The sequence below is a fragment of the Lichenicoccus roseus genome (assembly GCF_005844085.1).
In the GTDB taxonomy this organism is placed as follows: Bacteria; Pseudomonadota; Alphaproteobacteria; order Acetobacterales; family Acetobacteraceae; genus Lichenicoccus; species Lichenicoccus roseus.
The window spans coordinates 124,614-145,628 of the sequence record NZ_VCDI01000003.1 but is presented as its reverse complement, the minus strand read 5'-3'; the positions used below and the strand labels follow the sequence as shown (position 1 = coordinate 145,628).

General features: G+C 69.8%; 20 protein-coding genes. 10 read left to right on the top strand and 10 right to left on the bottom strand.

The window, feature by feature from the left end; all coding sequences use genetic code 11:
* Positions 1 to 15 precede the first annotated feature (15 nt).
* Positions 16 to 894 carry a JAB domain-containing protein gene (locus tag FE263_RS09990; protein ID WP_240759330.1) on the bottom strand — a complete coding sequence of 293 codons (879 nt, stop codon included), beginning with the start codon at positions 892 to 894 and terminating at the stop codon, positions 16 to 18.
* Positions 895 to 1,016: 122 nt separating this feature from the next.
* Between FE263_RS09990 and FE263_RS09985 the strand changes: the two genes are divergently transcribed.
* The 7 genes from FE263_RS09985 (at position 1,017) to FE263_RS09955 (ending at position 8,844) form a co-directional block, all read left to right on the top strand.
* Positions 1,017 to 3,308: an ATP-dependent helicase gene (locus tag FE263_RS09985; RefSeq protein ID WP_138325859.1), complete on the top strand. Its 2,292-nt coding sequence runs from the start codon at positions 1,017 to 1,019 to the stop codon at positions 3,306 to 3,308.
* Positions 3,305 to 4,237 (top strand): 50S ribosomal protein L11 methyltransferase, encoded by a 933-nt coding sequence (locus tag FE263_RS09980; protein ID WP_138325858.1) that lies wholly within the window; start codon positions 3,305 to 3,307, stop codon positions 4,235 to 4,237. The genes FE263_RS09985 and FE263_RS09980 overlap by 4 nt, the downstream gene beginning before the upstream one ends.
* On the top strand, positions 4,234 to 4,761 hold the full coding sequence (locus tag FE263_RS09975; RefSeq protein WP_138325857.1) for a GNAT family N-acetyltransferase: 528 nt from the start codon (positions 4,234 to 4,236) through the stop codon (positions 4,759 to 4,761). The genes FE263_RS09980 and FE263_RS09975 overlap by 4 nt, the downstream gene beginning before the upstream one ends.
* Positions 4,758 to 6,560: an aminopeptidase P family protein gene (locus FE263_RS09970; protein WP_138325856.1), complete on the top strand. Its 1,803-nt coding sequence runs from the start codon at positions 4,758 to 4,760 to the stop codon at positions 6,558 to 6,560. The genes FE263_RS09975 and FE263_RS09970 overlap by 4 nt, the downstream gene beginning before the upstream one ends.
* Before the next feature lie 34 nt (positions 6,561 to 6,594).
* The gene (locus FE263_RS09965) at positions 6,595 to 7,629 is read left to right on the top strand and encodes an isocitrate/isopropylmalate dehydrogenase family protein (RefSeq protein ID WP_138325855.1); all 1,035 of its coding nucleotides are present in this window, start codon (positions 6,595 to 6,597) and stop codon (positions 7,627 to 7,629) included.
* 130 nt (positions 7,630 to 7,759) lie between these two features.
* A complete protein-coding gene (locus tag FE263_RS09960) occupies positions 7,760 to 8,515 on the top strand; it encodes an EAL domain-containing protein (RefSeq protein WP_138325854.1) in 756 nt (251 codons plus the stop codon).
* 50 nt (positions 8,516 to 8,565) lie between these two features.
* Positions 8,566 to 8,844: a DUF3253 domain-containing protein gene (locus FE263_RS09955; protein ID WP_138325853.1), complete on the top strand. Its 279-nt coding sequence runs from the start codon at positions 8,566 to 8,568 to the stop codon at positions 8,842 to 8,844.
* Between the two features lie 4 nt (positions 8,845 to 8,848).
* Here the strand turns inward: FE263_RS09955 and FE263_RS09950 are convergent, their stop codons facing one another.
* Together FE263_RS09950 and FE263_RS09945 are read right to left on the bottom strand one after the other, a co-directional pair.
* Complete coding sequence (locus FE263_RS09950) at positions 8,849 to 9,181, bottom strand: DoxX family protein (RefSeq protein WP_138325852.1); 333 nt, start codon at positions 9,179 to 9,181, stop codon at positions 8,849 to 8,851.
* A gap of 184 nt (positions 9,182 to 9,365) precedes the next feature.
* Positions 9,366 to 9,947: a hypothetical protein gene (locus FE263_RS09945; RefSeq protein ID WP_138325851.1), complete on the bottom strand. Its 582-nt coding sequence runs from the start codon at positions 9,945 to 9,947 to the stop codon at positions 9,366 to 9,368.
* Positions 9,948 to 10,195: 248 nt separating this feature from the next.
* Between FE263_RS09945 and FE263_RS09940 the strand changes: the two genes are divergently transcribed.
* A complete protein-coding gene (locus FE263_RS09940) occupies positions 10,196 to 11,728 on the top strand; it encodes a tetratricopeptide repeat protein (protein ID WP_138325850.1) in 1,533 nt (510 codons plus the stop codon).
* Positions 11,729 to 11,903: 175 nt separating this feature from the next.
* Here the strand turns inward: FE263_RS09940 and FE263_RS09935 are convergent, their stop codons facing one another.
* Positions 11,904 to 14,336: a diguanylate cyclase gene (locus tag FE263_RS09935; RefSeq protein ID WP_171034031.1), complete on the bottom strand. Its 2,433-nt coding sequence runs from the start codon at positions 14,334 to 14,336 to the stop codon at positions 11,904 to 11,906.
* A 180-nt stretch (positions 14,337 to 14,516) separates the two neighbouring features.
* Between FE263_RS09935 and FE263_RS09930 the strand changes: the two genes are divergently transcribed.
* Both FE263_RS09930 and FE263_RS09925 read left to right on the top strand, forming a co-directional pair.
* Positions 14,517 to 15,443: a VOC family protein gene (locus tag FE263_RS09930; RefSeq protein WP_171034030.1), complete on the top strand. Its 927-nt coding sequence runs from the start codon at positions 14,517 to 14,519 to the stop codon at positions 15,441 to 15,443.
* Positions 15,440 to 15,820 carry a hypothetical protein gene (locus FE263_RS09925; RefSeq protein WP_138325847.1) on the top strand — a complete coding sequence of 127 codons (381 nt, stop codon included), beginning with the start codon at positions 15,440 to 15,442 and terminating at the stop codon, positions 15,818 to 15,820. Before FE263_RS09930 ends, FE263_RS09925 begins: the two co-directional genes overlap by 4 nt.
* A 25-nt stretch (positions 15,821 to 15,845) precedes the next feature.
* Here FE263_RS09925 and FE263_RS09920 read toward each other — a convergent pair whose 3' ends face one another.
* Genes FE263_RS09920 through FE263_RS09895 form a run of 6 tightly spaced genes read right to left on the bottom strand, consistent with a single transcriptional unit; the run spans position 15,846 to position 20,893 of the window.
* A complete protein-coding gene (locus FE263_RS09920) occupies positions 15,846 to 16,739 on the bottom strand; it encodes a dihydrodipicolinate synthase family protein (RefSeq protein WP_138325846.1) in 894 nt (297 codons plus the stop codon).
* Positions 16,736 to 17,344, bottom strand: a complete 609-nt coding sequence (locus tag FE263_RS09915) for a tyrosine phosphatase family protein (protein ID WP_138325845.1) — start codon at positions 17,342 to 17,344, stop codon at positions 16,736 to 16,738. Before FE263_RS09915 ends, FE263_RS09920 begins: the two co-directional genes overlap by 4 nt.
* 41 nt (positions 17,345 to 17,385) lie before the next feature.
* Positions 17,386 to 18,369, bottom strand: a complete 984-nt coding sequence (locus FE263_RS09910; protein WP_138325844.1) for an NAD(P)-dependent oxidoreductase — start codon at positions 18,367 to 18,369, stop codon at positions 17,386 to 17,388.
* Between the two features lie 25 nt (positions 18,370 to 18,394).
* The gene (locus tag FE263_RS09905; RefSeq protein WP_138326290.1) at positions 18,395 to 18,868 is read right to left on the bottom strand and encodes a RidA family protein; all 474 of its coding nucleotides are present in this window, start codon (positions 18,866 to 18,868) and stop codon (positions 18,395 to 18,397) included.
* 13 nt (positions 18,869 to 18,881) lie between these two features.
* Positions 18,882 to 19,310 (bottom strand): c-type cytochrome, encoded by a 429-nt coding sequence (locus tag FE263_RS09900; RefSeq protein ID WP_408886182.1) that lies wholly within the window; start codon positions 19,308 to 19,310, stop codon positions 18,882 to 18,884.
* Entirely contained in the window at positions 19,307 to 20,893 is a 1,587-nt protein-coding gene (locus tag FE263_RS09895) for a flavin monoamine oxidase family protein (RefSeq protein ID WP_240759440.1), read from the bottom strand. The genes FE263_RS09900 and FE263_RS09895 overlap by 4 nt, the downstream gene beginning before the upstream one ends.
* Positions 20,894 to 21,015: the final 122 nt, after the last annotated feature.

The following is a 21,015-nucleotide window of genomic DNA, read 5'->3' as shown; positions in this document are numbered from 1 at the left end:
ACGCCGGCGGCGAGGCTAGAGCAGGCCCTTCTGCTTCAGGCTGACCCAGTTCTCGCCGCCGATCAGCATGTGGTCGTGCACGATGATCGCCAGCGGCGCGGCGGCGCGCGACAGTTGCCGTGACAGCGCCGCCTCGCGCTCCAGCACCGCCTTGGCGATCGCACGCGGCGGGACGATCCGCACCACCACCAGGGCGGTGGCGTGCAAGCCAAGGGCGTTGCGCATGATCGAGCGGGCGGCGCCGCCATCTTCCGGCGCGGTCCCGCCCGGCCCCGCCTCGCCGCCCTCGGCGACCGCCTGGTCGGCCAGCAGGCGGTTGCGGTTGTCGAGGAACAGCACCCGCAACTGCCCGGCGATCGCGCCGGTCAGCGCGCTCTCGAAGTAGCCATGCAGCCGCTCCCAGTTGTTCAGGATCGGATGGTCGCGTGCCTCGGCTTTGGATAGCAGCCGCCCCGCCGCCTCCGGCAGCCGCAGCAGGGACGCGCATTCCGGCGTCAGGCCGCCCTGGCGCTGCAGCGCCTCGGGGGAGGCCGACAGCACGGCGGCCAGCGAGCCGAAACTGTTGATCAGCGCCTTGGCCAGTGGCTTGGTGTCGCGCCGGGCGATGCCGAGGAACAGCAGCATCTCCAGCACCTCGTAGTCGGCGAGCGCCGCGCCGCCATGCAGCAGCAGCCGCTCGCGCATGCGCCTGCGATGGCCCTGCGGCCCGGTGCTGGCGAACGGGGCCTCCTGGTTGTGGCCCGGCGGCGCCGGCAGCACGGGCTTTGCGACGAACACCGGGAACGGCCGGTCGAGCGCAGCAGGCGGCACTTCCGCCACGCGAACCGGCGGCGCGCCACGACGGAGCAGTCCCGACAGCGGAAAGCCGCCGGCTTCGGAGAACCCCCAGACCATGCCCCCGCCTCCCGATATCCCCTGGCGGAGCGCAGCCTATAACGTTTCGTTAAAGCAACCAACAGGATCTTGCGGGCGCCGGGGTTTGGCGTCTTCCCCGCGCGCGGGCTATATCCCGGGGCGTGACAGATGCCCCGCAGACCAGCAGCTTCCCGCCCCAGGCAGAGGCCGAGTTCCTGCCTGCAGAAGATTACCTGGAACGCCTGAACCCGGAACAGCGCGAAGCGGTCGAGACACTGGACGGGCCGCTGCTGGTGCTGGCCGGCGCCGGCACCGGCAAGACCCGCGTGCTGACCACCCGCTTCGCCCACATCCTGCTGTCGCGCCGCGCCTTCCCCAACCAGGTGCTGGCCGTCACCTTCACCAACAAGGCGGCCCGCGAGATGCGCGAGCGGGTCGGGCACCTGCTCGGGCGGCCGGCAGAGGGCCTGTGGCTGGGGACCTTCCACGCGCTGTGCGCCCGCATGCTGCGCCGGCACGCCGAGTATGTCGGCCTCACCTCCAGCTTCACCATCCTCGATACCGACGACCAGATCCGCCTGCTCAAGCAGGTGATGGAGGTCAATCGCATCGACAACAAGCGCTGGCCGCCGCAGGGACTGATGGGGGTGATCCAGCGCTGGAAGGACCGCGGGCTGTCGCCGGATCGCGTAACGCCCGCCGAGGATAGCGAGTTCGCCGGCGGCAAGGCGAGGCTGGTCTACGCCGATTACCAGGCGCGGCTGAAGCAGCTCAATGCCTGCGACTTCGGCGACCTGATGCTGCACATCACCGACATCCTGCGCACCCGGCCGGACGTGCTGGCGCAGTATCACCGCAGCTTCCGCTACATCCTGGTCGACGAGTACCAGGACACCAACACGGTGCAGTATCTCTGGCTGCGGCTGCTCGCCCAGAAGGATCCGGCGCAGTACCCGGGCGGCGCCAACATCTGCTGCGTCGGCGACGACGACCAGTCGATCTATTCCTGGCGCGGCGCCGAAGTGGAGAACATCCTGCGCTTCGAGAAGGATTTCGCGGGTGCGCGCATCGTGCGCCTGGAGAGCAACTACCGCTCGACGGCGCCGATCCTGGCCGCCGCCTCCGCCCTGATCGCCCACAATGGCGGCCGGCTCGGCAAGACGCTGCGGCCGGGGCGTAACGACAGCTCCGGCGAGAAGCTGCTGGTCGCCTCGGTGTGGGACAGCGACGAGGAGGCACGCACGGTCGGCGAGCGCATGGAGCAGCTGCACCGCGACAAGCACCCGCTGTCGGAGATGGCGATCCTGGTGCGCGCCGGCTTCCAGACCCGCGCCTTCGAGGAGCGGCTGATCACGCTCGGGCTGCCGTACCGGGTGGTCGGCGGGCTGCGCTTCTACGAGCGCGCCGAGATACGCGACGCGATGGCCTACATGCGGGTGCTGAACCAGCCGGCCGACGACCTCGCCTTCGAGCGCATCGTCAACGTGCCCCGCCGCGGCGTCGGCGACGCGGCGCTGCAGGCGCTGCATGTCGAGGCGCGCGAGGCACAGGTGCCGCTGGCGATGGCCACCATGCGGCTGATCGAGCGCGGCACCCTGAAGGGCCGGCTGCGCGAGCAGCTGACCCTGCTGATGGCCGCCTTCGGGCGGGCGCGCGAAGCCCTGTCGCAGAACCCCGGCACCGGCAGCCATGTCCTGGTCGTCGAGGCGTTGCTGGACGAGACCGGCTATGCCGACATGTGGAAGCGCGACAAGTCGCCGGAAGCCCCCGGACGGCTGGACAACCTCAAGGAGCTGACCCGGGCGCTGGCCGACTTCGAGAGCCTCGGCGGCTTCCTGGAGCATGTCTCGCTGGTGATGGAGAACGAGGAGAACGCCGGCGCCGACCGGGTCAACCTGATGACCCTGCATGGCGCCAAGGGGCTGGAGTTCGACACCGTGTTCCTGCCCGGCTGGGAGGAGGGCGTGTTCCCGAGCCAGCGCACGCTGGACGAAGGCGGCAACAAGGGGCTCGAGGAGGAGCGCCGGCTGGCCTATGTGGGCATCACCCGGGCGCGCAAGCGGGCGATCATCAGCCACGCCGTCAATCGCCGCATCTACGCCAACTGGCAGAGCTCGATCCCGAGCCGGTTCATTGACGAACTGCCCGCGGAGCATGTCGAGCAGGCGGGCTCGGCAGCGCTGGCGCGCGAGCAGCTGCGTTCCGCCCCGCCGGTATTTGGCGGCCAGTTCCCGCTGACCGCGCGACGCCCGCGCACGGTCGAAGCGTGGGAGGAGCCGCCGCGTGCGAAGCGGCAGACCAGCATCGCGGTCGGCACCCGGGTGTTCCACCAGAAGTTCGGCTACGGCACCGTGCGCGCCGCCGACGACGACCGGCTCGAGATCGAGTTCGAGCATGCCGGGATGAAGAAGCTGCTCGACACCTACGTGGAACCGGCAGGGTCGTCCTCTTGAGCGCCCAGCACCTGGGCAGCCGGCGCCGCCACGCGCTCCGCCTGGAAACCGTGCACGTCACGGTTCCGGAAGCCGCCGTCGAAGCCTACGAGGCGGCGCTGGCCAGCGTCTGCGGCACCGTCGGCATCTTCGAGGCGGACGACACCCAGACCGTCTGGCGTATCGAGGGGGTCAAGGACGAGGGTGCCGATGAGCCGGCGCTGGCGACCGCCCTCGCCCTGGCGCACGCCGCCACCGGGATCGCCGCCGCGCTGTATCGCGAGCCGACCGAGGCGGAGGGCTGGCTTTCACGCACGTACTCCTCGTTCCCCGAGCAGCATGTCGGCCGGCGCTTTGCGGTGCGCGGGACCCATCTGGGCCCGGCGCCGCGCGGCGAGCGCCTCACCCTGGTGCTCGATGCCGGCATCGCCTTCGGGTCCGGCGAGCATGGCTCCACCCGCGGCTGCCTGCGCGCGCTTGAGATCGTGGCGCACCGGCGTCCGGCCCGCATCCTCGATCTCGGCGCCGGCTCCGGCATCCTGGCGATGGCCGCCGCCGCCCTGCTGCACCGCCCGGTGCTGGCGGTCGATATCGAGCCCTGGTCGGTGCGGGTGGCGGCGCAGAACGCGGCGATGAACCGGCTGCACCGGCTGGTCGCATGCCGGCTCGGCAACGGCTGGCGCACGCCGGCAATTCGAGCGGGTGCACCGTACGACCTGGTTTTCGCCAACATCCTGGCGCGTCCGCTCTGCAGGATGGCGCTTTCGCTCGCGACCAGCCTGGCGCCGGGGGGGACCGCGATCCTGGCCGGCCTGCTCGGCACCCAGGTGCGCATGGTGCTGGCCGCGCATCGCCGGCAGGGCCTGGTGCTGGAGCGCGTGCTGCGCGAGGGCGACTGGGCGACGCTGATCCTGCGTCGCCGCGCCCGCATTCCGGGCCACGCCGCATGACGGTGCGGCCTGCCACCGAGCAGGACCTGCCCGCCATCCTCGACATCGCCAACGACGCCATACGCAACGGCACCGCGCTGTGGACCCTGACCCCGGACGATCTCGCATCCCGGCGTGGATGGATGCGCGAGCGTGTCGCGGACGGATACCCGGTGCTGGTCGCCGAGTTGTCGGGACGTGTCGCCGGGTATGCGTCGTATGGCCGGTTCCGGCCGCACGAGGGCTTCCTGCACACCGTCGAGCACTCGCTGTACGTGCATCCCGAGGCGCGCGGCCAACGCCTCGGCACGGCGCTGCTCGCCGCCCTGCTGGTGGACGCCGAGGCAAGTGGCAGGCATGTGATGATCGGCGGCATCGAAGCCGGCAACCTGGCGTCGATCGCGCTGCACGAGCGCCACGGCTTCACCCGGGGCGCCCTGCTGCACCAGGTCGGACGCAAGTTCGGCCGCTGGCTGGACCTGCTGTTCATGCAGAAACTGATTGCCGCACATCCAACCGACCTCGACGGAGCGCCGCGCGCGTGAACGACACCCGACCACTCCCCGATCCCGCCGCACGGCTGCAGGCGCTGCGCACCGCCCTCGATGCGGCCGGTGTCGACGGCTTCATCCTGCCGCGCGGCGACGAGCACCTGGGTGAGTATGTGGCCGCCTGCAACGAGCGGCTGGCCTGGCTCACCGGCTTCACCGGCAGTGCCGGCCTGGCCATCGTGCTGCCCGAGACGGCGGCGGTGTTCTCCGACGGGCGCTATACCCTGCAGCTCGCCGAGCAGACCGATGCCAGCCTGTGGAGCCGGCAGCATTCGATCGAGCAGCCGCCGGAAGCCTGGCTCGCCCGGCACCTGACCGCATCCCGGTCGCGCATCGGCTACGATCCCTGGCTGATGAGCCCGGATGCGCTCGCCCGTTTCGAGACCGCGCTCAAGGAGAAGGGCGGCGTGCTGGTGCCGCTGCAGCCGAACCCGGTCGATGCGCTCTGGACCGACCGTCCGGCGCCACCGATGGAGGCCGCCCGGCCGCATCCGCCGGAGTATGCCGGCCGCGACAGCGCCGCCAAGCGGCACGAGATCGCCGCGGTGCTGAAGCAGGCCGGCCAGCAGGCGGTGGTGCTGACCGATCCGGCGTCGATCGCCTGGCTGCTCAACCTGCGCGGCGCCGACGTGCCGTTCACGCCGCTGGCGCTCGGTTTCGCCATCCTGCGCGACGACGAGGGCGTCGTGCTGTTCATGCATCCCGGGAAGCTCGATGCCGGGATGCGGCACTGGCTCGGCAACGGCGTGCAGCTGGAGCCCCCGGAGGCGCTGCCGGCGGCGTTGTCCGCGCTTGCCGGACAAACGGTGCGGCTCGACGCCGGCGGCAGCGCGGCCTGGTTCGCCCAGCGGCTACGCGAGGCGGGCGCCACCGTGAGTGCGGCCCCCGATCCGGTGCTGCTGGCGAAGTCGCGCAAGAATGCGGTCGAGCAGGCCGGCGCCCGCAGCGCCCATCATCGCGACGGCGTGGCGCTGTGCGGCTTCCTGCACTGGCTCGACGAGAGCGGCGTCGGGCAGACCGAGATGGCGCTGGCGGCGAAGCTGGACGGCTTCCGGGCGGCATCCCCGCTGTATCGCGGCGAGAGCTTCCCGGCGATCTCGGGTTCGGGTCCGAACGGCGCCATCATCCACTACCGGGTGACGCCGGAGACCGACCGCACGCTTGCGGCCGACGAGGTCTACCTGATCGACAGCGGCGCGCAGTATCCGGACGGCACCACCGACGTGACACGCACGATCTGGAGTGGTCCCGGCCCGGCGCCGGACGCGGTGCGCGAACACTACACCCGCGTGCTGCGCGGGCATGTCGCGGTCGCCGCCACCCGCTTCCCGCAAGGCGCACCGGGCGCGCGGCTGGACAGCCTGGCGCGCGCGCCGCTGTGGGAGATCGGCCTCGACTACGACCACGGCACCGGGCATGGCATCGGCAGCTTCCTGTCGGTGCACGAAGGACCGTGCAGCATACATCCGCGCAACCAGGGTGTGCCGCTGGAGCCCGGGATGATCCTGTCCGACGAGCCTGGCTACTACCGCACCGGCGCCTACGGCATGCGCATCGAGAACCTCCTGCTGGTGCAGGACGCGCCACTGGCGGAACCAGACGGGCGCCGGTTCCTGGCCTTCGAGACCCTGACGCTGGCGCCGTTCGACCGCAGGCTGATCGAGGCCGCCCTGCTGCACGAGCATGAGCGGAGCTGGATCGACCGCTACCACGCCCGCGTGCTGTCCGAGGTCGGCCCGGCGCTGCCCGACGCCGCCAGGACCTGGCTGCAGGCAGCGTGCGCCCCGCTCTGAGCAAGCCCGCCCTACGACACAAGGAACTCTCCTGATGAGCCACGCCACCGGCGACAAGATCCCCGCCACACTGATCCCGGGCGACGGCATTGGACCCGAGATCGTCGATGCCGTGGTCGAGGTGCTTGATGCACTCGGCGCGCCGTTCGAGTGGGACCGCCAGCTCGCCGGCATGGCGGCGGTCGCCGACAGCGGCGATCCGCTGCCGCTGCGCACGCTGGACAGCATCCGCCGCACCGGGCTCGCCCTGAAGGGGCCGCTGACCACGCCGGTCGGCGGCGGCTTCAAATCGATCAACGTCACGCTACGGCAGGAATTCGAGCTGTACGCCAACCTGCGTCCGGCGCGCACGCTGATCCACGGCCAGCGCTACGACGATATCGATATCGTGCTGATCCGCGAGAACCTCGAAGGCTTCTATGCCGCGATGGAGCACTACCTGCCGATCGGGCACGACCCGAAGGCGATCGCGATCTCGTCGGGTTTCAATACGCGCGCGGAATGCCAGCGCATCGTGCGCTACGCCTTCGAGTATGCGGTGAAGAACGGCCGCAAGAAGGTGACGCTGGTGCACAAGGCGAACATCCTCAAGGCGCTCACCGGCATCTTCCTCGAAGCCGGCTACCAGATCGCGAAGGAATACGAGGGGCGCGTCGAGGTGAACGACCGCATCGTCGATGCCTGCGCGATGCAGCTGGTGCTCGATCCCTGGCAGTACGACGTGATCGTCACCACCAACCTGTTCGGCGACATCCTGTCCGACCTGATCGCCGGGCTGGTCGGTGGGCTGGGCATGGCGCCGGGGGCGAATATCGGCACCGACGCCGCGATCTTCGAGGCGGTGCACGGCTCGGCGCCGGACATCGCCGGCAAGGGCGTGGCAAACCCGCTGGCGCTGCTGCTGGCGAGCGAGATCATGCTGGCGCATGTCGGGCGCAAGGATCTCGCCGACCGCCTCGAGGACGCCATCAACGATACCGTGCTGACACGCAGCATACGCACCCGCGACCTCGGCGGCACCGCCGACACGCGGACGCTGACCGACGCCTTGAAGCAGCGCCTCGCCTGAATTTCCTGCCCGGCGGGCATCATCGTCCGGCCGGCGGGCAGTCGATCGGATGCCGCGCCGGTTCCCCGTTCAGGCCCTGGTCATCTTTTTCTGGGCATGATGCGCCAGTCGGGACAGGGATCCATGGACAGTGTCAGCCAGTATCTGCGTCGCGCCGCATGCGAGAGCGCGGTCGGAGGCCCAACGCGAGGGCTACGACACACATTGCCTGATGCGGCGGCGGCTGTGCGACCGCGGCCTTGTCGCCCTCGAGATGTCCTGCCGCATAGCCGGACGCTCGCGGATGCAGCCCGCCTGGAGCCCGCGCGGCCAGGCGCGTGAGCGTGCCGCCATGCGACATGCTCTGGAGGTCGCGCAAGCCTGGACCGGTGGCGGGCTGCCTGCCCTTTCGCTCAGGATCGGCGACGCGATGCCGATCGGCGACCTGCTGATCCAGACGCTGGCCGACCTGCTCGCCGAGAGCGGATTTCCGCCATCGCGGCTGCAGCTCGAGTTCTCGGAAGCGGCGCTGCAGCCGGAGCAGCCGGAACTGGTGTTCGCTCTGGCCGGGCTGCGCGATCTCGGCGTCACGCCCGTGCTGACCGGCTTCGGCGGCGGCGTCTCAAGCCTCTCGCTGCTGCGCCGGCGTTGCCTCACAGGCCTGCTGGGCGCAGTCCGGCTCGATGCGGCGATGGTGCGCGAGTTCGATATCTACGCCGGCGACATCGACTACCTGCACGGCCTGGTTAAGGCGACCCACGCGCTCGGTCTGGTTGTCCTGGCAGAAGGCGTGGACACGCCTTGGCAACTCGACCGGCTACTTGCGGCCGGATGCGACGAGGGCAGCGGACTGCTGTTCGAGGGATTGTCCGGCGGCTTCGTCATGCCGGCGGCCGCCCGGGCCTGAGCAGCGTCCGGTGGCTCGCCACCGGTGCTTCCCGGAGGCATTGTGCGGGCATGACGACAGACCCCGGGGCCATTCGCGAACAGATCATGCGTCTGCTCGAGGCGCGCGATGCAGGCAAGTCCATCTGTCCGAGCGAGGTGGCACGCGCCCTGTCGCCGGATTGGCGGCCGCTGATGAAGCCGGTCCGCAACGTCGCGATCGGTTTGATGCGCGACGGTCTCATCGACATCCTGCGCAAGGGCCGACCCATCGAGATCGAAACCTCCGGGCAGGAAACCGCCGACGTCAAGGGCGTGATCCGGCTACGGCGACGCGCCGGACCGGAGTGAGCCTTCAGCCGATCTTGAGCAGGCCGCTGAGCGCTGCGAGCAGCATGCCGGTGCGCGGTGTCACCAGCGCGTCGTTGCCGTGGCGCAGCTCGGTGGTCAGGACGCAGAGCGAGGAGGCGCTGAGCAGGACCGCGCCGACCCGCTGGGTCGATCGGGTTACCACCAGGGCGGCGCCAAGCAGTTCGGAGGCTCCGATGGTCTGCATGTCGCGCTTGCTCCAGCCCCAGCTTTCGAACAGCTCGCGCTGCGGCGCGACCGCCAGCAGCTTGCTTATCCCGGCGGCGGCAAAGCCCAGCCCGATGATGCTGTGCCAGATCGAAGGCCGATATTTGGACATGCGCAGAGCTCCCGTTTGTCCGGGAACGCGTGCGTCCGGGGCCGGTTCACCAGGATGATGCGCAAAGCCTGCCGGCGGCCAGCAGCCCCGTGACCTGGCCGCAAGGATCTGCGCCACCGGCAGCCGGCATCGCCAGTCTCGGATGAAGCTCCCGCCTGAAGTAGGCCAGGCCTTTCACGGCATGTTAATCAACGGCCGCTAAGACGAACCCGGCGGCATGACGCGTCTGGAGGTTCGGGATGTCGATCAATTCGATTTCAGGCGGCGGCTCCGACTGGAAGATGCTGCAGCAGTTGCGAAAGGAGCTGGCGTCCGCGTCCACCGATGGCAGCAACTCGTCGGCTGCAGGGAGCAGTGCATCGTCCGCCACCGCGTCGGCATCCACCGCAGCACTGCAAGGTCCACCGCCGGGTCCACCTCCCGGGCCACCGCCCACCGCCTCGGACGGCGCATCTTCGAGTGCCACCAGCTCCTCCAGCAGCGCCGGCGCCATCGATACCGCGTCCAGCAAACTGCTGGCAGACCTGAAATCACTCCTGGTCAGCCTGCAGGCCGACCTGAGCGGTGGAACCACCAACGCTACGACAAGCAGTGCCGCGACTGGCACGACGGCCACAGGCACGAACTCTGCCAGTGCCAGCAGTTCCACCGGTGCATCTTCAAGCGGAACGTCCGGCGACCTGACTTCCGAACTGATGAACGTCCTGAACGACCTGCGGAGTGCGCAACCAGGATCCAGCTCGACGGCCCAGGCCGGTGCGTCCATCGGATCACCTCCTGGCACCGGCTCTGCTGCATCATCGACTTCTGCCAGTTCCGCGACGTCGGCAGCCTCATCGGTTGCCGGGACCGATACGAGCGGTGCAAGAATTGCCCAGCAGCTCATGAGCATACTCGAGGCCTACAGCAAGCAGACGGCGGCGCAATCGATGGGCACGACGGCCGCTATCACCGCCTGACCGGCAGATACGCGAGCGGCCGGTAGCGCCACGGAGCAGCCCCGGGAATGCCCCGATGGAACGCCTCGTGGTAGCGGACAGCCTTCCTGACCCGGACAATCCTGCGGAGCCCTGCCCGCTCGGCCCGCGTGCCGTCATGCTCGGGCAATTCGCCCAGGCACTTCCTGTCCTGCGACGCGCCGCACCTGGTGGAGAAAGCCTGGAGCAGAGTATCTGGCAGGCGCTTTGCCTGGACGAACTTGGTCGCCGCGGCGAGGCGCTGGAGGTTCTGGAGACCGCAGCCCGCAGCAACCTGCCGCAGACCTACGGCGCCCATTTCGCGCTCGGCCTGATGATGGCGCGCTTCGGACGCCACGAGGAAGCGGCCCGGTTGTTTACCGGCTGTGCCGTGATGCAGCCGACGCGACCGGACGCACGGCATCATCTCGGCAAGTCCCTGCAGGCGAGCGGGCACATCGACGCCGCCGTCGAGGCCTTCACCGGCGCCATGCGGCTGGATCCCGGCAATGCCGACATCTTCGTCGACCTCAGCTCAGCCCTCTGCGACGCGGGCCGCTTCGCCGAGGGGCTGATTGCCGCCCAGGTCGCCAGCGTGATCAGCCCGGCCTGTCCGGAAGCTCACAACAATATCGGCTATGCCCTGCTCAGCCTCAACCGCAGCATCAAGGCCCTGCCGGCGTACGAGACGGCGATTGCGTTGCGAGCCGGTTTCACCCACGCACGGTTCGGCCACGCCGTCGCCCTGCTGAAGAGCGGCGACTTCGTGCGGGGCTGGCGGCAGTACGAGGCGCGGTGGCAGGATTGCCAGATCGCCCGCAGCGACCTTGGTCCGGCTTGGCGAGGCGAGGACCTGCGAAACACGACGATCCTGCTGCACGCCGAGCAGGGTCTTGGCGACACGTTGCAGTTCGTGCGCTTCGCCCCGCTGGTCGCGGCACGCGGCGCCCGTGTCGTACTGGAAGTTCCCGCCTCCCTCGTGGAACTGCTGCATGGTGTCGAAGGAGTAGCGGACGTCATTGCCTGCGGCGATCCGCTGCCGCCGATCGACTGGCATTGCCCGATGGCGAGCCTGCCACTGCTGTTCGACCTGCGCATCGACGCCGTCCCGGCAGCGCCGTACCTGCGCGCCCCGGCCTCATTCGAGACACCGTGCTGCCACGAGCACGCGGATCTGAGGGTGGGCCTGGTGTGGGCCGGCGATGCGCGCCCGTCCGACACGCGTTCCAATCTCATCGACCGCCGCCGGTCCACGTCGCTTGGAACCTTGGCGCCGTTGTTCGCGATCCAGGGCGTCCGCTTCGCGAGCTATCAGCTCGGGCCGCCGCGTGCCCAGATCGAGGATGCCGGCCTGCCGGTTGTCGACGCCATGCACGGGGTTACGAGCTTCGCCGATACGGCGGCACGCCTTGCCGGATGCGACCTGCTCATCAGCGTCGATACGGCGATGGTCCATCTGGCTGGCGGTCTCGGCAAGCCGGTCTGGATGCTGTCGCGGTTCGACGGTTGCTGGCGCTGGCTCGAAGAGACCAGCGAGACGCCCTGGTATCCCTCGATGCGGATCTTCCGCCAGCCCACGCCGGGCGACTAGACCGGCATGATCCTGGGCGTCCGCGACAGCCTGGCAGCTCTGGCCGCGGCTCACGCTGGGACATAAACCGCGACCGCCCCGGCAGCGTCCGCCGGGCGCATCATTCCCGCGCCCGGGGCCGAACATGCCTGTCCCCGGGCCGGCGCTTCCTGCCGAGCGCCGGGCCGTGGAGTGCTCAGCTCTCGTGCGAGAGCGTGCGCACGCGCTCCATGTGGTCCACCGCGAGCGCTGCCAGGTCCATCAGCAGGGTGCTCTGCTCGCCGGTCAGGGCCGGGCGCGGCCGGTTGTCGACGATGCACAGCGCCCCGAGCACGTGGCCATCGATCGGGCTGAACATCGGCGCACCTGCATAGAAGCGCAGGCCGTTCGGGCCGGTGACGTGCGGATTGCCGGCGAAGCGGGGATCGCGCGCGGTGTCGCAGATCACCAGCGGCGCCGAGCCGGCGATGGTGTGCGAACAGAGCGCGGTATCACGCGGCGTGCTGAGCAGGTCGATCTCGTAGCGCCCGATCAGTTGCACCTCGCTGGCGCCGACCAGCGAGATGTATGCAGCCGGGCTGCCGAACAGGCCGGCGGCCAGCCGCGCAAGCTGGTCGAGCTTGGCGCCCGCCAGGCCGGCTGCAACCATCGCATATGGCTCCACCGCTTGCAGCCGGAGCGCCTCGTCGACGGCGACCGGGGCCTGGCGCGCTGCCGTCATCCCGCCGAAGCTGACCACGCGGTTGCGTCCCAGCCGCTTCGCCTCGTAGAGGGCACGATCGGCGGAAGCGACCAGCTCGGGGCCGTCGAGGCGCGGATTCTCGTGCGACGGATAGATGGTGGCGCTGCCGACGCTGACGGTGACGACGCCGCCTCCGCGGGGATTGCCTTCGTGGCGCAGGCTCAACGCCTCGATCGCCGATCGCACCCGCTCGGCCACGACGCCGGCGCCGGTCTCCGCGACACCGGGCAGCAGCAGCGCCATCTCCTCGCCGCCATAGCGCACAGCGAGGTCGGCCGGCCGCCTCGCCGTTCCCGCCAGCGACGCCGCCACCGCCTGCAGGCAGCGATCGCCAGCCTGGTGGCCGTAGCGATCGTTGAATTTCTTGAAGACGTCGACATCGAGCAGCAGCAGCGACAGTGGCTGGGCATCGCGCGCGGCGCGCCGGCATTCCCGGGCAAGTACGTCCTCGAACTGGCGCCGATTGGCGAGACCGGTCAGGCCGTCGCTGTTGGCCAGGTGTGCGAGCTCGGCGTTCGCCGCCTCGAGCTGGTGCTCCGCCGCCTTGCGCCTGGAGATGTCGCGGAGTGCCACCACGAAGCCGCCATCCTCGGGCAGGTAGCTGTAGCGCCCTTCCATCCAGACATATTCGCCGTTCTTGTGGCGAACCCGGTAGGTCGCCTCCGTATCGGCGAGGGTCTGCTGCGCCTGCTCGAGAAGCTGCGCGACCCGCGACCAGTCGTCGGGATGCACCAGGGCATGTGGATGCCGCCCGATCAGCTCCTCCGGCTCGAAGCCGAGGCGCACCCGGACCGACGGCGACACGTAGGTGCGCACCTGGTTGTGGTCCAGCCGCACGATCACGTCGCTCGCGTGGTCGGCCAGCATCCGGTAGAGCCGCTCGCTCTGGCGATGGCCCGCCTCGGTGTCGATGCGCCGGCGTGTCTCCCGCCGGTGCAGGATGCCGAAGGCGACCGACGTCGCGCACAGCATCGCCAGCACCAGGCCGATGACCAGGGCGCGGCTGTGCCAGACGGCGAAGATGTCGCTCTCCGCGAGCGCCACGTCGAGCACCAGCGGCAACCCGGCGACGTGGGTGAAGCTGTAGACCCTGCGCACCCCGTCGATCTGCGACGGCGCGGTGAAGGTGCCTGCCGCGCCTTCCTGGAAGCGGCGAAAGTTCGCGCTGTTCGCGATGTTGCGGCCAGCCAGCGACGGATCGTATGGCATGCGCAGCAGGTACGTGCCGTCGTCGCGGAACAGGCTGACCGCGCCGTTCGGACCCAGCCGGGACCGGCCGAACAGGGCCCTGAGGCTGCCGATGCGCAGACTTCCCACCACGACGCCGTCGAAGCTGCCGTCCGGACGGCTGAGCCGCCGGCTGAGCAGGATCGACGGACCCCGGCCGAGCACGCTGCCGGGATCGAAATCGATGCGCAGGCCGGCCGCGGCGTCGCGCCGGACGGCCTGGAAGAAGTCGCTGGCGCCATATGACGCAACCGTGGCGACCACGTCGCGAGCGGCATCGCGCACCACCTGTCCGTTGCGATCAAGCACCAGGATGGTGCCGAACGTCTGCGCGGTGGCCGAGCGGTCGAACAGCATGAGCCGTTGCACATGCGGCGGCAGCCGGTCGAGGCTGGGCTCGTGCAATCCGGCCGCCACTTCCTGCAACGACAGGTCATAGTCGCCGATGGTGCGCGCGATATCGGCGGCCATCGCGGCATTCAGGTTGGCCGCCCCGGTGACGGCCTGGTTCCAGGTGTCCCGGCGCAGTTGCACCAGCATGACGACGGAGACGAAGGTGAAGCCGGCGATCAGCAACGCGATGGCAGCCACCGGTCCGCGCGAGCCTTCCGCGCGGAGCCTGCGGCCGCCAGGGTGTCCAGGCATCGTGTCTGTCGTCATGTCGAGGCTTCCGCACGGCCGTTTACAACGTTTGTCAGACCTAAATAACGATTTGTTTACGAGCAAGACAATTCGTTTTCCGTAACAATCCGGCCTGTGCGGGGTGACGGGCAACCGCCTGCGCACCTCGCCGTTACCGGATCGCGTCGGTTGCTGCTGGCGCGCCGCCAGGAGACAACGGTGCAACGAACATCCATCCGGACGGCCTGGCTTCTCGCCGCCACCGCTGTCGCGACAGGCCTGCTCGTCGGGGTGGCCGGCGGGCCGGCGGGCGCTCTGCCGCCGAGACTTCCGCCGCTGCAGCAGCCGGCCACGGCCGAGCATCATCCCGGCAAGGTCATCTTCGAACAGCTGGTGACGCCCGACCTGCAGGCGGCCGAGCGCTTCTACGGCGGGCTGTTCGGCTGGAGCTTCAGGGCGTTGCCCGGCGGGTCGGTGCCGTACGCGACCGCCTGGCTCGGCGATCGCCACGTTGCCAGCCTCTACCAGCGTGATCTGCCGCCCGGGGCGAAGATGCAGTCGGCGTGGCTGACCTTCTTCTCGGCGCGCGATGTCTCCGCGACCAGCGCCACCGCCACCTCGCACGGCGCAAGGCTGCTGTTCGGGCCGCGTGACATTCCCGATCTCGGCCAGGAAGCGGTGCTCCGGGATCCGCAGGGCGCGGTGTTCGCACTGCTGGCCTCCGGCAGCGGCGACCCGCCGGATACCGCCGCCGGACCGGGCGATTGGATCTGGAGTTCGCTGATCACCACCGATCCGGACGACGCCGCCGCCTTCTACCAGACCCTGCTCGGCTGCGACGTCTACGACACCACCACGGCAGCCGATGCCCATCATCTCGTGCTGGCCTCGGATGGCTATGCCCGGGCGAGCGTGAACCCGGTCCCGGCCAGCCGCCCGGACGCACACCCGCGCTGGCTCGACTACCTCCGGGTCGCAGATGTCGACGCCACCGCGAAACAGGCGGTAGCACTCGGCGGACGCGTCCTGGTGGCGCCGAAGCTCGACCACGGCGGCAGCCGGATCGCCGTCGTCGCGGATCCGCTCGGCGCCGCATTCGGGCTGATGCAATGGTCCGACGACGCTGCCCAGGGAGACGCGAAATGAGCGCCCGGTCCGTGCGCCCGCTGGCGTTCCTCGTCCTCGGCTGCGTCGGCATCCTGGTTGCCGGCTGTGTCGGTCCTGGCGGCCCCGGCTACGATTACGGCGGCGGCTACTACGAGGGCTATGGCGGCAGCTATGGCGGCTGGGGACCCGGCTACGACGTCGGCCCGTTCGGGGGCGGCTACTACCGCGGGGGTGGTGGACACCCTTGGCATGGTCCACGTGGCGGCGGCCGTATTCCGTCCATCCCGGGTGGACGCGGCGGCTTCGGCGGACATCCGGGCGGCGGCCATTTCGGCGGTGGCGGCGGTGGCCGCGGCGGCGGTGGTGGTGGCCACGGCGGCGGTGGACACGGTGGTGGTGGTGGACACGGGCGTTGAACTCCCGGCCATCCGACAACTGGTCCTAGTCGAGGTCGAGCCGGCCCAGGGTGTCGGCGATCCGTTTGCGCGCGGTGTCCGGCAGCGGCCGGATCGGCAATGGGGGCTGTGACCGGCACAGGCCGAGATGGTTCGCGCAGGCATACATCACGCGCAGGCTGCTGAATTCGGTGAACAGATCCCACAGCGGCTGCATGCGGCCCTCGGCTTCGGCCGAACGTGCCGCGTCGCCTTGCGCCACCGCCTCGACGATTGCCACGCATGAGCGCGGGAACAACCCGCCCGCCACGCTATACCAAGCATCACCGCCAGCCCGGAGCGCGGCCGTCGCCTGCCAGTCCACCGAATAGCCGACCGAGAAGCCGGACGGCGCGGCAGCGCGCAACGCGTGCAGGTTCCCGGCGACCAGCCGAGGCAAGGGCGCCGGGGTCTTGATCGCGACGATGCCGGGCGCCCGGCTCAGCCGTCCGACGAGCCCCGCCTCGAAGCTGAACCGCGTCGTTCCCGGATTGTCGTAGATGCAGAGCGGCAGCCGCACCGCCTCGGCGACGGCGACGAAGTGCGCGGCCACCTCTTCGGCAGTGAGCGGCGTGTAGGAGACCGGCGCCAGCAATACGCCTGCCGCACCGCAGCCACGCGCATCCTCGCCCAGCCGGATTGCCTCGTCGGTGCGCAACGCGCCGATGCCGACCAGCAGCGGCACCCGTCCCGCCACCTCGTCCACCGCCGCCTCGATCGCCCGGCGCCGCTCGGTGCGGTCGAGGTAGGCGTAGATGCCGGTGCTGCCAAGCAGTCCGATGGACGGCACGCCGGCCTCGACAAGCCGGCGCAGCAGGCGCCGGAGCGCATCGGTATCGACCCGCCCGGCCTCGTCCGCCGGCGTGATCGGGAACGCGACCAGGCCGCGGAACAGGTTCATGCCGGCACCTGCAGCGCCGCCTGGATCTCCCGGCTGCGCCCACCCTGCTCCATGTACTCCCGGACATGCGGCCGACGCTCGAGCTGCAGCCGGTGCAGCGCATGCGTCGCCGCCACCAGGCTGCCCGAGCGCTCCAGCATGGCGTCGCCCAGCTCGATCAGCCGCAGGTTGGGCCACGCCTTCTCGCGAATGGAATGCACCAGCTGCACGATCTGCGCCGCCGGAGCGTCGGGCATCGCCTGCGCCAGGATCAGCACCAGCGCCGCCGTCGAGCGCGAAATGCCGGCATGGCAGTGGACGAGCAGGCTGGCCGCTCCCTGCGGCTCGTCGTGCAGCGTCCTGCCGAACGCCAGGATGGCCTCGACATGCTCGGGCCCGGGACGCTGCTCGCCGTCACGGTCCTCGATGATGTCGTGGAAGCGCAGTTCCAGCCGGACATGCTCGCCGTAGAGGCCGAACGCCTCCGGCACCGGATGCCCTGGATCGAGGATCGACAGCACGTGCGACACGGCGCGGCCGTTGCCCGGCGCCGCTGCGTCGCAGAGTTCCTCGATACCGCAGACGGTGATGGCGAACGGCGATGATGGGCGGTCAAGGTCGGGCATGACGCACAGGCTAATCGCCCGGTGCTTCCATGGCGAGGCTGTCAGGCGCGACCGGGCAGCACCTCGGGATTGACCACCCGCACGGGCTGGCCGTCCATGAAAGCCTGCGCGTTCTCCACGCTCTGCGGATAGAAGTCGGCCCAGGTCTCGGCGACCCCGTAGCCGAGATGCGGGACCAGAACGCAGTTGCCCGCATGCCGCAGCGGATGATCGGCCGGCAGCGGCTCGCGGTCGAACACGTCGAGCGCGGCGACGATCCGGCCACCCTGCACCGCGTCGATCAGAGCCGCCTCGTCGACCAGCGGCCCGCGGGAGGTGTTGATCAGGATCGCGCCCGGCTTCATGCGCGCCAGTTCGGCCGCCCCAAGGGTAGCCCGGCTGCGCTCCGAGAGCACCAGGTGCAGGCTGACGGCGTCCGATCGCTGCAGCAGCGCGTCGAGCGGCACCCGTGTCGCCCCGGCGGCGGTGGCGGCCTCGTCGGTGAGGTTCCGGCTCCAGGCCACCACCTCCATGTCGAGCGCACGCCCATACTGCGCCATGCGGGCGCCGAGCCGTCCGAGGCCGATCAGCCCCAGCGTCCGTCCGGCGAGCCCGATGCCGACCGGCAGTCCCTGCTGGAACCGGCCGGCTCGCATGTTGGCGTCTGCTGCCGGGATGGCACGCGCCGCCGCCAGCAGCAGGCCGAGTGCCAGTTCCGCCGTGGCGTATCCGCCCTGTCCGGAGGAAGCCGTGTTGCAGACGACGATGCCATGCGCCGTGCAGGCGGCGACATCGAGCGAGGGATTCTTCGCTCCGGTGATGCCCAGCATGCGCAGCCGGGGCAGTCGCTCGATCAGCGAGCCCGGCAACGGCGTCCGCTCGCGCATCGACAGCACGATCTCGAAGCCGGCCAGCGCCGCGGCCGCCGCATCCTCGTCCGCGAACGCCTCCTCGAAGAAGCGCAGCCCGGCCCTGGCGGCGAGCCCGGACCAGTCTGCACTTTCCCGCGCGACCCCCTGCCAGTCATCGAGGATCGCGATCTGCATGGCGGTGTTCCCTGTATCCGGAGCGTCAGGGCTTGCGGGCGGCGATGACCTCGATCTCGATCAGCATGCCGGGACCGGCAAGCCCCGCTACCTGGAACGCTGCCCGCGTCGGCAGGTTCGGCTGCGCGGCAGTTCCGAACGCCTCCTTGTAGGCCTTCATCATGCCGGGGAAATCCATCTTGCCGGTCTTCGGATCGGGGGCGATGAAGACGTGCATCGCCACCACGTCGCCAAGTCCGAGATGCATCGCGGCCAGCTCTGCGCCGAGCCGCTTGATCTCGCTGCGCGCCTGGCTCTCGGTGTCGGTGGCATGGTCGGCCGGGTCCGGGCCGACGCCGGAGAGGTAGATCGTGGAGTATCCCGCCGGCACCTCCACCGCGGCCGAGATCGGGAAGTTCGGCACCGGATGGCGAACGATGCCGTCTGCCAGCGCCGGGACGGCGAGGCCGCAGCCGAGCAGCAGCGCACAGGTGCCCTGGGGAAGACCGGCCTGGAACAATCGCGTCACTCTCTCAGTTCTCCATGGTCGGCGCCGGCCCGCGCAAGGCGGCGATGTCGGCGGATTTGACTGGGTCCTTGTAGTCGTTGCCGAAATGCGTGCGCACGTAGGTGATCACCGCGGCGACCTGCGCATCGGACAGCATGCCGTTGAACCAGGGCATGCCGCCGAGGCCGTTCAGCACGACGTAGGTCGGGTAGCCTGCGCTCTCGAGCTTTGCGTTGTGCGCCAGCGCCGGGATGCGGGCCGCGCCGACGCCACCCTGGCCATTCGCCATGTGGCAGCCCTGGCAGACATGCTGGTAGACCTGCTGGCCGGAATCCGCCTTGATGGCCGGGCCGCCGCCGGCGCTGCTGGCGGCGTCGGCGTGCGCCGGCCCGGTCGAGCAAAGCGACGCCGACGCCGCGAAGACGGCGGTGGCAAGTGCGAGGCGGCGCATCATGCGGCCCTCACGGCGCGCTGGTGCAGCTGGGTGATCGCCGCCAGCGAGGACAGCAGCGCGCCCTCCTGCCAGCAGCCGACATAGGAGGCGTGCTCGCCGGCCAGCACCAGGCGGTTGTCCATCTCGGTCAGGTCCCTGTAGTGCTTGCGACGGCTCTCCTCGCTCCAGGTGGCGCAGCAGCCGAGCGTCCAGGGCATCCGGCTCCATGCCACCCCGACGCCGGTCCTGAATTCCTTCGGATACTGGTGGTGCAGCGCAGCCCCCTGCTGCAGCGCGGCCTGCACGCGCTGTTCCGGCGTCTTGCCGGCGAAGTCGTAGGCGGCCGCCCCGAACATGTAGGCGCCAAGCAGCACCGCCGGACCGTCCGAGAAGTAGCCGTGGCTCGGATAGGAGATCTGGCTCATCGGCTGGTCGGTGAAGCTGATGCCGCCGTAGATCTGCTCATCCTCCTCCCAGAACCGCCGGTTGAATTCCAGCCCGACCTTGACCGAGCTCGCATACGGCACCGCCTGGATCGCCTGCCGCAGCGGCGCCCTCGCCTGCACGTCGATCTGGCTCAGCACCGAGAGCGGAATGGTGCAGACGCAGTAGTCGGCCTTCGCCTGGCCGACCGCACCGCCATGGTTGTTGTCGTCGTAGGTGACGGTGACGCCGCGCTCGTCCTGCTCGATGCGGGTGACCTTGACGTTGTGGGTCACCAGGCCCTCGACCTGCCGGGCAAAGGCCTTGCCGATCATGTCCATGCCACCGACCGGCTGGAACATCGTGGTCTGCATCTCGTAGTTCATGTTGAAGGCGAGCCATTGCCACAGGCCGGACTTCATCACCTCGGCACGCGGCAGCGGCTGCGAAGGGACTGGCGCGCCATCCGGCCCGCCGCCCTGCGCCTTCGCCCAGCCACGCCGCAGCGAGACCTTGTCGCTCTTCCTGTAGGCATAGTCGACGTCGAGCAGGCCCCAGCCACGCATGGCGGCGAGCAGGTCGTGCCGTTCGTCGGCGCTGACCACGTCATCGAGATGGTTCTGGTTGATCGCCTTGGCCAGCAGCTCGGCGGTCTGGCCGTTGAAGTCCGTCATGATGTCGCGGTAGCGCTGCGGCGTGCCGCCGAAGCTCGCGCTGTTGTGCAGCAGCGCGTTGTGGTTGACCTCGATGAACGGCTCCAGCGCCACCCCGAAGGCACGGCAGTAGTGCAGGATCGCCTGGTGATGGTACGGGATGCGCCACGGCCCCGGATTGATGTAGTTGCCAGGCGCGAACCCGACCTTCTGGGTGGCGCCACCCAGTTCGGTCAGGCTGTCTCCGCCACGCAGCGAGAAGTTCCGGCCGCCGGAGCGGTTCTGGTACTCCAGGATGCGCACGCCGTAGCCGGCGCGCTTGAGCTCGTAGGCCGCCAGCATGCCGGCGAGCCCGGCGCCGAGCACCACGACGGTCGTCCCCTGCTTGGCGCCGCTGAGCGCGGGCGGGCTCCTGAAATCGGTGCCGGCGGCATGGCCCATGCGCGTCATCGCCTGGTACATCGCGGCGCTGCCGGCGGTGACGCCGATCCGGGTCAGCAGCTGTCGCCGGGTCGGGGGAAGCTTCATCTGCGTCGCGCTCAAGCATTCTGCTCCAGATCAGTGCAATCCACTAGTCAAGAATGAGGCAAATGGCGTATTCATAGGCATATCTTACGAAGATGCCGTAAAACCTGCCTGCCTTCAACTTG

Excerpts from the sequence above, each read along its gene's own strand:
- FE263_RS09990 (WP_240759330.1), bottom strand. The coding sequence starts at position 894 with ATGGTCTGGGGGTTCTCCGAAGCCGGCGGCTTTCCGCTGTCGGGACTG.
- FE263_RS09950 (WP_138325852.1), bottom strand. The coding sequence starts at position 9,181 with ATGTCCAAATATCGGCCTTCGATCTGGCACAGCATCATCGGGCTGGGC.
- FE263_RS09965 (WP_138325855.1), top strand. The coding sequence starts at position 6,595 with ATGAGCCACGCCACCGGCGACAAGATCCCCGCCACACTGATCCCGGGC.
- FE263_RS09895 (WP_240759440.1), bottom strand. The coding sequence starts at position 20,893 with ATGAAGCTTCCCCCGACCCGGCGACAGCTGCTGACCCGGATCGGCGTC.
- FE263_RS09955 (WP_138325853.1), top strand. The coding sequence starts at position 8,566 with ATGACGACAGACCCCGGGGCCATTCGCGAACAGATCATGCGTCTGCTC.
- FE263_RS09935 (WP_171034031.1), bottom strand. The coding sequence starts at position 14,336 with ATGACGACAGACACGATGCCTGGACACCCTGGCGGCCGCAGGCTCCGC.
- FE263_RS09915 (WP_138325845.1), bottom strand. The coding sequence starts at position 17,344 with ATGCCCGACCTTGACCGCCCATCATCGCCGTTCGCCATCACCGTCTGC.
- FE263_RS09910 (WP_138325844.1), bottom strand. The coding sequence starts at position 18,369 with ATGCAGATCGCGATCCTCGATGACTGGCAGGGGGTCGCGCGGGAAAGT.
- FE263_RS09945 (WP_138325851.1), bottom strand. The coding sequence starts at position 9,947 with ATGGACGCACCGGCCTGGGCCGTCGAGCTGGATCCTGGTTGCGCACTC.
- FE263_RS09975 (WP_138325857.1), top strand. The coding sequence starts at position 4,234 with ATGACGGTGCGGCCTGCCACCGAGCAGGACCTGCCCGCCATCCTCGAC.
- FE263_RS09900 (WP_408886182.1), bottom strand. The coding sequence starts at position 19,310 with ATGATGCGCCGCCTCGCACTTGCCACCGCCGTCTTCGCGGCGTCGGCG.
- FE263_RS09940 (WP_138325850.1), top strand. The coding sequence starts at position 10,196 with ATGGAACGCCTCGTGGTAGCGGACAGCCTTCCTGACCCGGACAATCCT.
- FE263_RS09920 (WP_138325846.1), bottom strand. The coding sequence starts at position 16,739 with ATGAACCTGTTCCGCGGCCTGGTCGCGTTCCCGATCACGCCGGCGGAC.
- FE263_RS09925 (WP_138325847.1), top strand. The coding sequence starts at position 15,440 with ATGAGCGCCCGGTCCGTGCGCCCGCTGGCGTTCCTCGTCCTCGGCTGC.